Source organism: uncultured Methylophaga sp., from assembly GCF_947259025.1.
Taxonomy (GTDB): Bacteria; Pseudomonadota; Gammaproteobacteria; order Nitrosococcales; family Methylophagaceae; genus Methylophaga.
Genome location: NZ_CAMYKO010000006.1, coordinates 1 through 13,596, shown reverse-complemented (window position 1 = coordinate 13,596; position 13,596 = coordinate 1). Strand labels below are relative to the sequence as shown.

At 52.4% G+C, this 13,596-nt stretch carries 15 protein-coding genes and 1 riboswitch; of the genes, 12 read left to right on the top strand and 3 right to left on the bottom strand.

The features are described 5' to 3' along the window. Window positions 1-25 precede the first annotated feature (25 nt). From Q0X64_RS10025 to hxpB, 6 genes are all read left to right on the top strand, one after another. The gene (locus Q0X64_RS10025) at window positions 26-595 is read left to right on the top strand and encodes an SRPBCC family protein (RefSeq protein WP_297812245.1); all 570 of its coding nucleotides are present in this window, start codon (window positions 26-28) and stop codon (window positions 593-595) included. Between the two features lie 92 nt (window positions 596-687). Next, entirely contained in the window at window positions 688-999 is a 312-nt protein-coding gene (locus Q0X64_RS10020) for a hypothetical protein (RefSeq protein WP_297812242.1), read from the top strand. 83 nt (window positions 1,000-1,082) lie between these two features. Beyond that, window positions 1,083-1,188: riboswitch (TPP riboswitch) on the top strand. Between the two features lie 62 nt (window positions 1,189-1,250). Beyond that, a complete protein-coding gene (locus Q0X64_RS10015; protein ID WP_297812239.1) occupies window positions 1,251-3,320 on the top strand; it encodes a TonB-dependent receptor in 2,070 nt (689 codons plus the stop codon). 51 nt (window positions 3,321-3,371) lie between these two features. Further along, window positions 3,372-3,629: a YkoF family thiamine/hydroxymethylpyrimidine-binding protein gene (locus Q0X64_RS10010; RefSeq protein WP_297812236.1), complete on the top strand. Its 258-nt coding sequence runs from the start codon at window positions 3,372-3,374 to the stop codon at window positions 3,627-3,629. Between the two features lie 6 nt (window positions 3,630-3,635). Then, the gene (gene pnuC, locus Q0X64_RS10005; protein WP_297812233.1) at window positions 3,636-4,235 is read left to right on the top strand and encodes a nicotinamide riboside transporter PnuC; all 600 of its coding nucleotides are present in this window, start codon (window positions 3,636-3,638) and stop codon (window positions 4,233-4,235) included. Between the two features lie 28 nt (window positions 4,236-4,263). Then, window positions 4,264-4,920 carry a hexitol phosphatase HxpB gene (hxpB, locus tag Q0X64_RS10000; RefSeq protein ID WP_297812230.1) on the top strand — a complete coding sequence of 219 codons (657 nt, stop codon included), beginning with the start codon at window positions 4,264-4,266 and terminating at the stop codon, window positions 4,918-4,920. Between the two features lie 23 nt (window positions 4,921-4,943). On the opposite strand, the gene Q0X64_RS09995 is transcribed toward hxpB, so the two are convergent. The 3 genes from Q0X64_RS09995 to mtnA are packed head-to-tail and all read right to left on the bottom strand — an operon-like array spanning window position 4,944 to window position 7,583. Beyond that, window positions 4,944-5,825, bottom strand: coding sequence for a hypothetical protein (locus Q0X64_RS09995; RefSeq protein WP_297812227.1), 882 nt, complete (start codon window positions 5,823-5,825; stop codon window positions 4,944-4,946). Window positions 5,826-5,860: 35 nt separating this feature from the next. After that, entirely contained in the window at window positions 5,861-6,535 is a 675-nt protein-coding gene (locus Q0X64_RS09990; RefSeq protein WP_297812225.1) for an SDR family oxidoreductase, read from the bottom strand. Then, window positions 6,528-7,583 carry an S-methyl-5-thioribose-1-phosphate isomerase gene (mtnA, locus tag Q0X64_RS09985; RefSeq protein WP_297812222.1) on the bottom strand — a complete coding sequence of 352 codons (1,056 nt, stop codon included), beginning with the start codon at window positions 7,581-7,583 and terminating at the stop codon, window positions 6,528-6,530. Before mtnA ends, Q0X64_RS09990 begins: the two co-directional genes overlap by 8 nt. A 98-nt stretch (window positions 7,584-7,681) precedes the next feature. On the opposite strand from mtnA, the gene Q0X64_RS09980 reads away from it, so the two are divergent. The 6 genes from Q0X64_RS09980 (at window position 7,682) to Q0X64_RS09955 (ending at window position 13,010) form a co-directional block, all read left to right on the top strand. Then, window positions 7,682-9,004: a TRZ/ATZ family hydrolase gene (locus tag Q0X64_RS09980; protein WP_297812219.1), complete on the top strand. Its 1,323-nt coding sequence runs from the start codon at window positions 7,682-7,684 to the stop codon at window positions 9,002-9,004. Next, a complete protein-coding gene (gene ubiG / locus Q0X64_RS09975) occupies window positions 9,001-9,708 on the top strand; it encodes a bifunctional 2-polyprenyl-6-hydroxyphenol methylase/3-demethylubiquinol 3-O-methyltransferase UbiG (RefSeq protein ID WP_297812216.1) in 708 nt (235 codons plus the stop codon). Before Q0X64_RS09980 ends, ubiG begins: the two co-directional genes overlap by 4 nt. Before the next feature lies 1 nt (window position 9,709). After that, complete coding sequence (locus Q0X64_RS09970) at window positions 9,710-10,363, top strand: HAD-IA family hydrolase (RefSeq protein ID WP_297812211.1); 654 nt, start codon at window positions 9,710-9,712, stop codon at window positions 10,361-10,363. Next, on the top strand, window positions 10,354-11,625 hold the full coding sequence (rmuC, locus tag Q0X64_RS09965; RefSeq protein ID WP_297812208.1) for a DNA recombination protein RmuC: 1,272 nt from the start codon (window positions 10,354-10,356) through the stop codon (window positions 11,623-11,625). Before Q0X64_RS09970 ends, rmuC begins: the two co-directional genes overlap by 10 nt. Beyond that, window positions 11,618-12,517, top strand: a complete 900-nt coding sequence (gene hpnC / locus Q0X64_RS09960; RefSeq protein ID WP_297812205.1) for a squalene synthase HpnC — start codon at window positions 11,618-11,620, stop codon at window positions 12,515-12,517. Before rmuC ends, hpnC begins: the two co-directional genes overlap by 8 nt. A 109-nt stretch (window positions 12,518-12,626) precedes the next feature. Continuing rightward, window positions 12,627-13,010 (top strand): cupin domain-containing protein, encoded by a 384-nt coding sequence (locus tag Q0X64_RS09955; RefSeq protein ID WP_297812202.1) that lies wholly within the window; start codon window positions 12,627-12,629, stop codon window positions 13,008-13,010. Window positions 13,011-13,596 lie beyond the last annotated feature (586 nt).

Sequence of the window (13,596 nt, the reverse complement as noted above, 5' to 3'; positions counted from 1 at the left end):
AAATTTTGAAATATTAGGACTTACCATGAAGCAATTATTCAAAGGGCTGATCCTCGGCCTCGCCTTCCTGCCTGCGCTGGTACTAGCCCATGGCGCTCCCCGTATCACGCTTGAAGAAAGCATTGTGATCAATGCCGACCCTGCCACTGTCTGGAATGCCGTTAAAAACTTTGACAGCGCCCACAGCTGGATCCCGGTAGTCAGCGCGACTGAAGCCGAAGGCGGCAATGAAAAAGGCGCAACCCGTACCCTGACCCTGGAAAACGGTGCCACCATCTCTGAAGAACTGGACAAGTTCGACGAAGAGAGAATGACTTACAAGTATGAAATCACCGAGATCAGCAAAGCCGGTGAAGTGGATGATCACGGTGAAATGCATGAAGTCCCTGCCTTCCCGGTCAGCAACTATAAGTCATGGGTCAGCGTGAAAGCCGTTGATGGCGGCAGTAAAGTGAGCTGGAAAGGTAAGTTCTTCCGCGCTTACCACGGTAGCCATCACCCACCCAAAGAGCTGGATGACGATGCGGCTAAGAATGCCGTCAGCGGTCTTTACACCAGCACACTGGAAAGCCTGAAAGCCAGCCTGGAAAAATAAACCCGGCGCTATTCAGAAAAAAGGCACCTGCGGGTGCCTTTTTTATTGCCGCTTTATATAATTAAGAACTAGACCCAAAGGGTTTCATCGCCATGTCTCAAGATCAAACTTCATTGAATACCCTTATTGACCAGATTGCTTCACGACTGGCCACAGAAGACCAGCACCTGATCACCGCACTGAGAGAAGCCCTGGCCTCGCAACATGCTGCCCACTCCGAAACAGCTAAAGGCCCACTCACTGCCAGGCTGGATACCGAATCAGGCTGTTATCTATTTGGCGATGATCCCAGCTATTATTGCCCTCACTGTTTTGACCAGCTACAACAAAAAATCACTACCCAGCGCCTTAATCGCAAATTGCGCGTCTGCCCGCAATGTCGCTCCAGCCTCAGGCCGCTGTAAGTGCCCAGCCACTGGTAAAAAAATCAGTGATAAATTAGAATTACCCACACTACACACGGATTTGTCTTCATTTTTCCCAATGGAATTTTGCCTCGGGGTGGCCAAGCGCCTGAGATACCTCTGCCAAGAGAGAACCCGATGAACCTGATCCAGATAACACTGGCGTAGGGACAGGCTGAATCACGCTTCCAGATAAATTTATTGTTGATGCGTCACTGTCCTTTTGCGCTGCATGCTCAGTAAGGATAGTTATGAAACACGCTTATCTCACCACCGCCGTATTAACGGCGATCATTGCGCCGCCGCTCAACGCTGAAGTGACCCCGGCCGATCTGCCATCTATGATCGTTAGCGCCGACTTTCGTCCCGGGGAAGCGCAGGATACACCTGTGAGTCTGACCAGCCTTGATGAAGAAAAGATCGAATCCAGGGGCGCGCAGCATATCGAAGAGCTGTTAAACCTCACCCCTAACGTTAATCTCTCCAGCGGCGCTTCGCGCGGCCAGTTTTTCCAGATTCGGGGGATTGGTGAACGCAGTCAGTTCGCTGCCCCCCTCAATCCCTCAGTCGGCCTTATTATTGATGGTATAGACTTCAGTCGCAGCGCCGGTGCAGCCACTTTGTTTGATATTGAGCAGGTTGAAGTGCTTCGCGGCCCGCAGGGTACGCGTTTCGGCACCAACGGCCTGGCAGGCACCATCAGCCTGCAGAGCAAACAGGCAACAGAAGAGCTCGACATCAACTTCGAGTCGACCCTCGCAGACTACAACACCCGAGCTGTCGGTCTTGCTGTAGGTGGCCCGATCATTGAGGACAAGTTGCTGGGCCGGATTGCTGTTCATCAGCATCTCTCTGATGGCTACATGGACAATGATTTTGTGGGGCGCGACAACACGCAAAACCACGATGAGCTGACAACCCGTGGCCATTTAAAATGGCTGGTGAGTAATGATCTGACTGTTGATCTGAACCTACTCCACCTGAACATTGATAACGGCTACGATGCCTTCACCTTTGATAACAGCCGCAATAGTCTGGCTGACAACCCTGGCGAAGATAAACAGCATACCAATGCCTTTGCTCTTAAGACCGACTGGCGCGTCAGTGATGCCTTGCAGCTGCAATCAAAGCTGACTTACAGCAATTCCAACCTGGTCTATGGTTACGATGCCGACTGGGGTTTTACCGGGCAATTCGATCCGGCTCTTGATCCATATATCGGTTATGAAGAGTTCAAACGTCAGCGGGAAAATTATTCTGTAGAGATGCGCGCTTTATCCAATGAAGACGGTCGAATCTTTAACGGCTCTACGGACTGGACAATCGGTTTCTATCACCTGGATCAGCGTGAAGGTTTTGAGCAGGACTCTGACTTTGGCATTTTCGGTGCCACCTATCTTGAAGGTGATTACGACACCCAGAATACCGCTGTTTTCGGGCAACTGGACACCTACCTGACAGATAAACTGACCCTGATAAGCGGTCTGAGGGTGGAATACTTTGATGGAGACTATAATGACTCCAACAATCTGGAAATCAATCCGGATGAGTGGTTATTCGGTGGTAAGCTGGGCCTGAATTACCAGATTAATGAGGATCAATTGGCCTACACCTCTTTCTCACGCGGCTACAAATCGGGGGGTGTTAACAACAACGCCTCACTGTCGCCCAACCAGCGTGAGATTGAAACAGAATATGTCTGGAGTCTTGAGGCCGGTTTGAAGTCGACCTGGTTGCAGGGCGATCTGGTGACTAATGTGTCTGCCTTTTACATGAAGCGCAAGGACGCACAGGTTAAGAATTCAACTGCCGTCGGCGTACAGTTTATTGACTTCAATGATAACGCCGCGGAAGCGACTCACCTGGGGCTTGAGGCGGATATGGACTGGTTGCTGAATGAACAAGTGCGCTTGCTCGGCTCTGTCGGTCTGCTCGATGCCGAGTTCGATGATTACAGCAATCCACCAGTGGGCAGTGGTCGTCGAGTCGCTCACTCCCCGGCTTATCAGTTCAGTCTGGGTGGTGAGGTGTATCTCAACAGAGACTGGACATTCAAGGCTAATATGGAAGGCAAGGATGACTTTTACTTTTCCAACAGCCACAACGCCAAATCAGGTTCTTATGTGATTTACAACGCCAGCCTGGAATACCGCCAGGACAACTGGAAGTTCACCTTATGGGGGCGCAACCTGTTTGATAAAGACTATTACACCCGTGGCTTCTTCTTTGGTAATGACCCGGCTATTACTTATGCTGAGCGGAGCTATAAGCAATTCGGGGAACCCCGTGTCGTCGGCCTCACCGTCAGCTACGATTATTGATTTCACGGCTTGAGGGCGCATGCGCCCTCTTTTTTAAGCAAAAGGTTTGTTATGAGAATTTCTGTAGATATCAGCTTGTATCCTTTAACTGAGCAATATGTGGAGCCAATCCTGGCCTTTATCGACAAGCTGGAGACTAACCCCAAACTCAATGTCTCCCGAAATAACCTCAGCACCCAGATATTTGGTGAATACCGGGATGTGATGCACGCCATGGACAGCGAAATCGAGGCGGTATTTGAACAGCTGCCGCACAGCGTGTTTGTGCTGAAAATGATTGGCACTGACCGCTATCAGGTCGAAGACTAGACTGTTATGTGGGATGCGATATTACAGGGCCTGATGGCCTTATCAGGCTGGGAGGTGTTTGCCGCCCTGCTAGGGGTGGGCTATATCGTTTTCGCGGCCCGAGAGTCTCAGTGGTGCTGGCCGATGGCGTTTGTCAGTACGCTGATTTACACCCTGCTGTTCTGGGACGGGCAATTGCCGATGCAGGCGCTGCTGAATTTCTATTACATGGGCATGGCGGTGTATGGCTTTATGTTATGGCGTCAGCACCAGCAGGCTGACAACAATATTGCCATTCACAACTGGCCACTGAGTTATAACCTGGCATTTCTGCTTACTGGTGGCGTGTTGACTGCCATCATCGGTTTTTATCTGGCGACAAGTCAAACCTCTCAAATGCCCTATCTGGATGCCGGGATCACGGTGTTTTCTGTGCTCAACACCTGGCTGATGGCCCGGAAAGTCCTGCAAAACTGGCTGTACTGGGTATTTATTGATGCCGCTGCCATAGTGCTTTATCTGGAAACCGGCTTTTACGCGACGGTAGCCCTGTTCTCGCTTTACACAGTGCTGGCACTGGCCGGCTTTCTCAACTGGACACGACTGCACCGCCTGCAGTCTGCCTGAAATGCGCTCAACTAGGCACTGACCTGCAATGAAAGGCGTGATTTTTGATATGGATGGCCTGCTGATTGACAGTGAGCCAATGTGGCAGGCTGCGGAAAAGCAGGTATTCAGCGAACTGGGCGTTGATGTTAATGATGAGCTCAGTGCATTGACCGCGGCGATGACGACCCGGGAAGTCACCGAGTTCTGGTTTAAGCAATCGCCCTGGGAAGGCCAGGATCCACTGCAGGCAGAAAACGCAGTGATTGATACCGTCGCCAAGATCATACAGGCACAAGGTCAGCCCATGCCGGGCGTTCGGCAGGTGCTGGAGTTATTCCGTCGACAGGATTGCAGAATTGGTCTGGCGACCAACTCACCCTATCGCTTGATCCCGGTGGTGCTGAAACAGCTGGATATCGAATCCTATTTTGACCTGCTCGTCTCTGCCGATCAGGTAGATCATGGTAAGCCCAGCCCCGACATCTACCTGCACAGCTTGGCTCAATTAGAGATCACAGCGACTGAGGCCATTGTGTTTGAAGATTCCATGACCGGGGTGACGGCGGCTCATCAAGCAGGCATCAAAACCGTAGCGGTGCCCTCGGCATTGAAACTCTCTGACCCGTGTCAACAGGCCAGCTTGTGCCTTGATAGCCTGACAGAATTCACTGAATCACACTTTTATTCGCTGTGCAGCGCCTGAGCGAGTTCTTCAAGTTTTCACTGTCACCACTTGGTCGCTGATCGCATCCATTTATCCAGATCAGTTTCTCCCAGCGCATTCATTAAAAACAGCAACAAACGGTAACTGCTTCTGACTGCGCTCAGTTCGGGCATAGGCTGATACTGTTGATAGACCTGGGCGAAGCAGGCAGCCTGCGCCTCGCTCAGTTGATACTCGAGTAGCACCAGTTCCAACTCAGGCGGCGCCATCACAAAAGCATCAATATCAACCAGAGTGGTGAGTCTGCCGGATGAGTGCAGATACTGATCCCAGCGGTTATCCAGCATGACAGGACAAAACCATGAGGGCGTGATTTGTTCAATATCTGACATCACCCTGTATAACCAGGGCTCACCAATTTTTAACTGGCTGCTGAAACGCAAAAAAGTTTTTATCAGCTGTTCCGGCCACTGCTGCGCGGACTTGTCAGCAACAGTCAAAAGCCCCCAGTCTGCTTTGGCTTGCTGATGCAACTTGGCGATATGACGGGCAAAATCCTCCACCATCGACATCGACAGAACCTCTGCGTTAAGGCTCTCACCATCAGCAAAGCGGCTGAGAATAAAGCCCGGCGCTTCCCCGCTCGGTGCTGCAGCATCAATCACATCTGGAATAGCCAGCAGACCATGCTGGTTAATGAGGTGACGAACCTGTTGTGTGCTGCCCAGTTCATCGGCCAGGGAAAAATCAAACAGACTCTGCATTACCTGCCAAGTCGCTGACGACATCAGCCTGTCCGACTCACAGACTTTCAGGATGAATGACCCGTCCGCTGTCTGACAGTGCCATAACTCATGGGTACTGTCGTCAAACATGGCAGGCATCAATGCTGCATCAATAAGCGCGGGCCAGTGCCTGTTGGCGGCAAACAGATACTCTGGCACAGCCGCATCCCTGCTGCTGTTTTGAACGGCGGGCGTTACCAAGGTAGACGTTCACCGTTGGTATGCCAGAAGCCACCACTGTTATCCAGGCTGAGCTCTTCCATGCGCTGGATCAGTCCAGAGGCGGATTCGTCCGGGTCAATCAGGCCACCATGCCCGGTCATATCGGTACGGACCCAGCCCGGGTGCAAAATAGCAACAGCGATACCACGGGGTTTGAGATCAATGGACAGCGATTTACCCGCTGCATTGACCGCGGCTTTGGACATCCGGTAGGCGTAACTGCCACCGGAATCATTATCATCAATGGAGCCCATGCGGCTGGTGATGATGCCGACTTTGCTACCCTCATGCAGGTTGGGCAACAATGCCTGGGTGACCAGCAATGGTCCCAGACTATTCACTTCATACATGCGTTTGAAACTGTCGATCGCTGATTGATCAATATCGCCCAGACCAATACCGCCGGCAATGCCTGCGTTATTAATCAACCAGTCAATTTCACGGCCGTTCAACTTGTCAGCGAGCTTTGCCAGGCTGTCCGGGTTACTGACCTCAACGTCTTCGATAATATCGACGTTCAGTGACTTCAGCCCGCTTGAAGCTTTGCGGCAGGCGGCAATCACATGCATGCCTTTTGCCGAAAGCTGTCGGCATAATTCCAGACCGATGCCACGGTTGGCGCCGGTTATCAGTGCAGTTTCAGTCATAACTCCTCCTGTGTCTGAGCATTTTTTCAGTCGTCGGCGACAGGATAACACCCGACTCGGTGACAATGCCGTCAATTAACCCTGCCGGTGTCACATCAAAAGCCGGATTAACAGCATTGACACCGGCCGGTGCCACCGGTTCGCCGTTAAAGTGCGTAACCTCACTGCTGTCGCGCTGTTCTATCGGTATCAGACTGCCATCGGGCAAGTCCCAGTCAATGGTCGCTGTCGGTGCTACCACCATCATTTTCACCTGATGATACTTAGCCAGCACTGCCAGTGCATAGGTACCGATTTTATTCGCTGCATCTCCGTTTGCGGCAATACGGTCAGCCCCGACAATAATCCAGTCAAGCTCACCCGAGGCCATCAGTAAACCGGCAGCGACGTCTGCCTGCAAAGTGGTTGGAATACCCTCCTGAATCAGCTCCCAGGCAGTGAGCCGGCTGCCCTGCAGCCAGGGGCGGGTTTCATCAACATAAACCTGTTTGATCCTGCCATCACGATAGCCCTGACGAATAACGCCCAGCGCGGTACCAAAGCCGGCTGTGGCCAGCGCACCGGCATTACAGTGGGTCAGCACCGTGCTGTTTTTGTCCAGCAAGGCGGCACCCAGTCTGCCCATTGCCTGATTCGCTGCTACATCCTGTTGATGCAGTTTTCTGGCTTCTGTGAGCAGCGCCGCTTCAGGATCTTCATCATCAGGAAGGCTATGATAGAACTTTGTCATACGTTCAACCGCCCAGGCCAGGTTAACGGCTGTAGGCCGGGCTTGATCCAGAGTTGCGAGGGGCGCAGTCATCGCCTGTTTCCAAGTCACGCCTGCCAGCTGCCAGGCCTGACGCCCTGCCAGCACTACCGCATAGGCTGCGCAGACGCCGATGGCCGGCGCACCACGCACCACCATTTGCTGAATCGCCAGCGCGACTTCATCCGGATGCTGATAATCCAGCCACTTTTGTTGATGCGGCAATTGTCGCTGATCCAGCAGATAAAGGCGGTCATCACGCCAGCTTATCGGTTCGATAGTGTCCGCTGCGGTGGTCAAATTTAGCTCCTTCATAGTGCGGACAGCTTCTGAAAACATGACGCTTGCAGTTGTCCGTTGCTAGGTTTTTCGTCAACGCCAACGGTATAATCAGCGGCATGCAAACCGTCGATCTGATTATTAATGCTCGCTGGCTGGTGCCGGTCATGCCCTCGCAGCAGGTGCTGGAAGACCATGCCATTGTTATCAAAGATAGTCGTATTGTAGCGCTTATGCCGCGTCTGGAGGCAAAGCAGCAGTACCAGGCCGACACGGTTCATGATCTGAACCAGCATTGCCTGCTACCGGGGCTCATCAACAACCACGCCCACTCTGCCATGAGCCTGTTTCGTGGTCTGGCAGATGATTTACCGTTGATGACCTGGCTCAATGAACATATCTGGCCAGCGGAAGGACGTTTCGTCGGTGACCGTTTTGTCGAGGCGGGCAGTGCACTGGCTGTCGCGGAAATGCTTCGCGGCGGCACTACCTGTGTCAATGATATGTATTTCTTCCCGGAAGCCACGGCGCGCGTTATTGATAAAAGCGGTATGCGTGCCAGCCTGGGCATGCTGGTGATTGAGTTTCCCAGCAACTGGGCCGCTAGTGTTGATGAGTACCTGCACAAAGGGCATCAGCTTCACGATCACTACCGGCATCACCCCCGCATCAGTACCAGCTACGCCCCCCACGCCCCGTATACCGTGGCCGATAAGACCTTTGAGCGACTGGCCGTCAATGCCGAGGAAATGGATGTCTCCATCCACATGCATATCCACGAGACTGCGGCTGAGGTATCACAAAGTGTTGAGGAGTTCGGGGTCAGACCACTGGAAAGATTGAAGCAACTGGGCCTACTCTCACCCCGCCTGCAGGCAGTGCATATGACACAGTTAACGCCAGAAGAAATCGGATGGTGCAGCGAAGCGGGTACTCACATCATTCACTGTCCCGAGTCTAACCTGAAACTCGCCAGCGGCTTTTGCCCGGTTGCCGAACTGAGCCGCCACGATATCAACGTCAGCATCGGTACTGATGGCGCGGCTTCCAATAATGATTTGGATATGTTTGCCGAAATGCGCCAGACGGCGTTGCTGGCCAAAGCTGTGGCACAAGATCCAGGCAGCGTCCCCGCTCATCAAGCACTGGAGATGGCGACCATCAATGCTGCCCGCTCACTGGGGCTGGAGAAAGATATCGGCTCGCTGGAAGTGGGGAAATATGCCGATCTTATCGCAGTCAGCATGGACTCGGTCGAGACTCAGCCTTTTTATGATGTGGTTTCCCAACTGGTGTATGCCACTGGCCGTGATAAAGTAACTGATGTCTGGGTAAGCGGTAAGCAGTTACTCAAGCAACGCCAGTTAACCACCCTCGATGAACGTAAAGTTATTGCCGACAGTCAGCAATGGAGTCGGAAAATACAACAGGCTGAGAAATGAGTGAAATCCATCAGAATGTCGACCCTAATGAGGTCGCTAAGTTTGAAGCCCTGGCCGCCAGTTGGTGGGATCTGGAGGGCGACTCCAAACCATTGCATGAAATTAATCCGCTAAGGCTGGGCTATATTGCCGAGCGATGCCAGTTGGACCAGGCCGCTGTTATCGATGTCGGTTGTGGTGGCGGTATTTTATCTGAAGCGCTGGCGAAGAGCGGTGCCCATGTGACGGGTATTGATATGGGTGAAATGCCTCTGGATATAGCCAAGCTGCATGCTATGGAAGGCGGGCTTGATATTCATTATCAACAAAGCACCGCTGAAGCCATGGCGCAGCAGCATGCTGCCGAATTTGATGTGGTGACTTGTCTGGAAATGCTGGAGCACGTGCCCGACCCGGCCGCTATCATTCAGGCCTGCGCGGATCTGGTCAAACCCGGTGGCGATGTGTTTTTCTCCACCCTCAACCGTCACCCCAAAGCCTATCTGCTGGCAGTGCTGGGCGCTGAATATGTGATGAATATGCTGCCAAAAGGCACGCATGACTATCAACGCTTTATCCGACCTGCCGAACTGGCCAGCTGGTGTCGCCAGGCCGGGCTTGGCGTCAAAAATATCAGTGGCATGACGTATAACCCGCTGAGCCGCCAGTTCAGCCTGGGCAAAGACGTCAAGGTGAACTACCTCGTTCACTGCCGTAAGGACTGATATGGCTGATTTTGATGTTGTCTTTTTCGACCTTGATGGCACGCTGGTCGACACCGCTCCGGATCTGGCCTATGCGCTGAACCAGGTATTAGAGGAACAGGGTAAGCACCCACTTCCCTACCAAACCATACGTCCTGTCGCCAGTCATGGCAGTGCTGGCCTGCTGGGACTGGGCTTTGACCACGCGCCTGACAGTGATGCTTTCAAAGCGCTGCAGCAACGCTTTGTAGAGATTTATCAGGACAACCTGACTCGCCAGTCCGGTTTGTTCGATGGTATGGCCAGTATCATTGATCATCTCGATGACATCGGTAAAAAGTGGGGAGTGATTACTAACAAACCGGCCTTTTTGACCAAGCCGCTAATGCAGGCGCTGAGCCTGAGTTCACGGGCAGCCTGCATTGTCAGCGGCGATACCACCGCCAACAGCAAGCCGCACCCTGAACCGATGCTGCATGCCTGCAAACTGACCGCTGCCGAGCCAGCGAGATGCCTCTACATTGGTGACGCAGAGCGAGATATTGAGGCTGGCCGCAATGCCAATATGCACACCATCGTAGCCTGCTATGGCTATATCGGAGATGACGATGAACCTGAAAACTGGCAGGCTGATGCCATGATCCAACACCCGGAAGAACTGCAACAATGGCTGTAAGCTCAACGGCAACCCTGATCCTGTTATTACTGGCTGCTGCTTTGCTGGGAGCGATAAGCGTGTATTTCCTGCGCGAAAAACGTATCCGGACGCTGGAGTCAAAAAACACCGAGTTACAGCTGTCGCTGGACATGGAACAGAAAAATCAGAACAAGCTCAATGAAATGCTTGAGCAAACCCAGGCCCAGCTCGCCAATACTTTTAATCAACTTTCCAATGAAGCCCTTAGCCGTAATAACAACAGCTTCCTGAAACTGGCCGAGGAAAACCTGAAACGCTTTCAGAGCGAGGCCAAAGCTGATCTGAGCAGCAGAGAAAAAGCGATAGAGCAACTGGTCAAACCTATTGATGAAGCGCTGAAACAGACCACCAAGCAAATCCACGACATTGAAAAAGAGCGTAAAGAAAGCTACGGCAGTCTGCGCACTACCATCGACCAGATGACCAAAAGCCAGCAGCAACTGCAACTGGAAACACAGAATCTGGTGCAGGCCCTGCGTCGCCCTGAAGTTCGTGGCCAATGGGGTGAGATGACGCTTCGGCGACTGGCAGAGCTCAGCGGCATGGTGGCGCATTGTGACTTCTTTGAGCAGACTCACACCAATACTGAAACTGGAAGCATCCGTCCCGATATGATTGTGCGCCTGCCGGAAAAGCGGGAAATCATTGTCGATGCCAAAACCCCGCTTGATGCCTATCTGTCAGCCGTGCAGGCCAAGGAAGATAAAGACCGGCAACGGGAGCTCAAACGTCACGCCCAGGTCATCCGCAGCCGGGTCCGGGAATTATCACGCAAAAACTACTGGGCCGAATACAGCAACTCACCGGAGTTTGTCGTGCTGTTTATTCCCGGCGAGCAGTTTCTGGCATCAGCACTGGAAGTCGATCCGGCGCTGCTCGAAGACAGCATGAGTCAGAATATCATTCTAGCTACACCCACCAATTTTATTGCCCTGCTCCGCGCCGTCTCTTATGGCTGGAAACAACAAGCCCTCGCCGAAAACGCCGAACAGATTCGCGAACTGGGCGAGACCCTATACAAGCGCCTGTCGACATTCGGCAATCACCTCAGCAAACTGGGCAACAGCCTGGGCAGTACCGTGAATCATTTCAACAGCGCAGTGGGCTCGCTGGAACGTCAGGTCATTCCCGGTGCCCGCAAGTTCACTGAGATGGGGATCAGCAGCAAGAATGAAATCACTGAACTGCCACCGGTCGAACAACAACCCCGGCAGGTACAGCAAACCAGTGACGATGACTGAACCGTCGCTGGATCAGGCTTATGCCTACTGTCGGCAACTGGCAAAGTCACACTACGAAAATTTCCCGGTTGCCTCGCTGTTGCTACCAAAACGCCTGCGTCAGCCAATCAGCGTCATCTATGCCTTTGCCCGCAATGCCGATGACTTTGCCGATGAAGGCAATGCCCCGCCAGCGCAACGGCTTGATCAGCTAAACCACTACAGCGCAGCACTGCGGCAGGTCGGACAACACCTTTATACCGGTCAGAATCCGGTTTTCATCGCCCTGGCCGATGTGATCGATCGCTTCAATCTACCCATCCAGCTCTTTGAGGACTTGCTCATCGCATTCAGACAGGATGTCTTGAAGTCTCGATACACTGACTTTGATGAAGTGCTTGATTACTGCCGCTTTTCAGCCAATCCTGTCGGCCGTTTGTTGCTGCACCTGGACGGTGTCCCCACGGCACAACAATTAGCGCAATCTGACGCCATTTGCAGTGCCTTGCAGTTGATTAACTTCTATCAGGATATCGAGCAGGATTTCTGTGAGCAGGACAGAGTTTATATTCCTCTGGATATGCTGGCTGAAAACGGATTAGACCCGGCGTCTCTTACCAAACCTGACAGCAGTCAGTTAGCCCCCGTTTTGCGCAGGCTGTATCAACGAACAGCTGAATTGATGTATCGGGGCCATGAACTGGGCACGACACTACACGGCCGACTGGGCTGGGAAATCAGAGCGATGACATTGGGCGGCGTGGTCACCCTGGGTCGCTTAATGCAGCAGCGTGATGACCAGTTACTGACGCGCCCGAGGCTGACCAAAACCACGCTCAGCAGAATTATGCTTGCCTCTTTCAATAAAGAGCACTATCTCGCCAGCTGCCAACGCTGGTTAACAGGTCAATAACCCAGCACTTTACTACCAAAGAAGTACACAGTTACCTCCTTTAGCCAATTGCCATTGATGTCAGAGACTGACAAAGTCCAGTTCTTATCAATCTAACTGGAGAACCGAGATGAAAACTGTCTCTTTCGGACAATTCACAGCACCTAATGTTGAGCCTGTCACATCAGATCTCGATGGCTGGACGCCGATAGAAGGTAAACCGAGCATGAAAACCTGGCTGGAGCATGTGCCTGAAGACGGAAAATTCCTCACCGGATACTGGGAAGCGACACCAGGCACCTACAAGGTCAGCTACAACGCGGACGAGCTGGTGCATATGTTTGAAGGTAAAGCGACGCTGACTGACAGCGATGGTAACAGTGTCACCTATCAAGGCGGTGATAGCTTTATGGTCGAAGCCGGATTCTCCGGTACATGGAAGACGGAAGAAACTGTACGCAAGATCTTTGCGATTCGTATGGGGGAAGGCGTTGAGGCACCGTTTGCGGCTTAATACTTTTTAGCTTGCTTACATAGAGGACTAACTAAGCCTGTCTGTGTGTATTACAGGCGGGCTTTTTTTATTTGGCTTTTTCTTTGAGCTGGTCTGACTGGGGAATGCGAAACCTCAAGACAAAAAAATACCCGGGCCTCTATGAGGACCGGGTGCGTATCAAGTCTTGGGTTAACATTTAAGGTGACCTACTTTGACTGGGCACTTCCTGTGCCCAGCCCTCCGGGCGCCTATCGGCGTCCAAAAAAGTTCCTGACGTTTTTGTCACATGAGTTGTTGCCATGCTCAGGTGAGGTCACAGCAAAACATTGAGACAATAAAAAGGCCAACCTCACTAAGCTTGGCTTATTCTCCGACCTACTTTGACTGGGCACTTCCTGTGCCCAGCCCTTCGGGCGCCTACCGGCGTCCATTATCGCTCCCGGCGATAATGTCACATGGGTATCTTCCCGACTCAAGACAGGACTATCCCAAACCTTGAGACAAAAAAATACCCGGGCCTCTATGAGGACCGGGTACGTATCAAGTCTTGGTTCAGCATTTAAGGTGACCTACTTTATCAGCCACATCCCTGTGGCTGACCCTT

Excerpts from the sequence above, each read along its gene's own strand:
- Q0X64_RS10025 (WP_297812245.1), top strand. The coding sequence starts at position 26 with ATGAAGCAATTATTCAAAGGGCTGATCCTCGGCCTCGCCTTCCTGCCT.
- Q0X64_RS10020 (WP_297812242.1), top strand. The coding sequence starts at position 688 with ATGTCTCAAGATCAAACTTCATTGAATACCCTTATTGACCAGATTGCT.
- Q0X64_RS10015 (WP_297812239.1), top strand. The coding sequence starts at position 1,251 with ATGAAACACGCTTATCTCACCACCGCCGTATTAACGGCGATCATTGCG.
- Q0X64_RS10010 (WP_297812236.1), top strand. The coding sequence starts at position 3,372 with ATGAGAATTTCTGTAGATATCAGCTTGTATCCTTTAACTGAGCAATAT.
- pnuC (WP_297812233.1), top strand. The coding sequence starts at position 3,636 with ATGTGGGATGCGATATTACAGGGCCTGATGGCCTTATCAGGCTGGGAG.
- hxpB (WP_297812230.1), top strand. The coding sequence starts at position 4,264 with ATGAAAGGCGTGATTTTTGATATGGATGGCCTGCTGATTGACAGTGAG.
- Q0X64_RS09990 (WP_297812225.1), bottom strand. The coding sequence starts at position 6,535 with ATGACTGAAACTGCACTGATAACCGGCGCCAACCGTGGCATCGGTCTG.
- Q0X64_RS09980 (WP_297812219.1), top strand. The coding sequence starts at position 7,682 with ATGCAAACCGTCGATCTGATTATTAATGCTCGCTGGCTGGTGCCGGTC.
- ubiG (WP_297812216.1), top strand. The coding sequence starts at position 9,001 with ATGAGTGAAATCCATCAGAATGTCGACCCTAATGAGGTCGCTAAGTTT.
- Q0X64_RS09970 (WP_297812211.1), top strand. The coding sequence starts at position 9,710 with ATGGCTGATTTTGATGTTGTCTTTTTCGACCTTGATGGCACGCTGGTC.
- rmuC (WP_297812208.1), top strand. The coding sequence starts at position 10,354 with ATGGCTGTAAGCTCAACGGCAACCCTGATCCTGTTATTACTGGCTGCT.
- hpnC (WP_297812205.1), top strand. The coding sequence starts at position 11,618 with ATGACTGAACCGTCGCTGGATCAGGCTTATGCCTACTGTCGGCAACTG.
- Q0X64_RS09955 (WP_297812202.1), top strand. The coding sequence starts at position 12,627 with ATGAAAACTGTCTCTTTCGGACAATTCACAGCACCTAATGTTGAGCCT.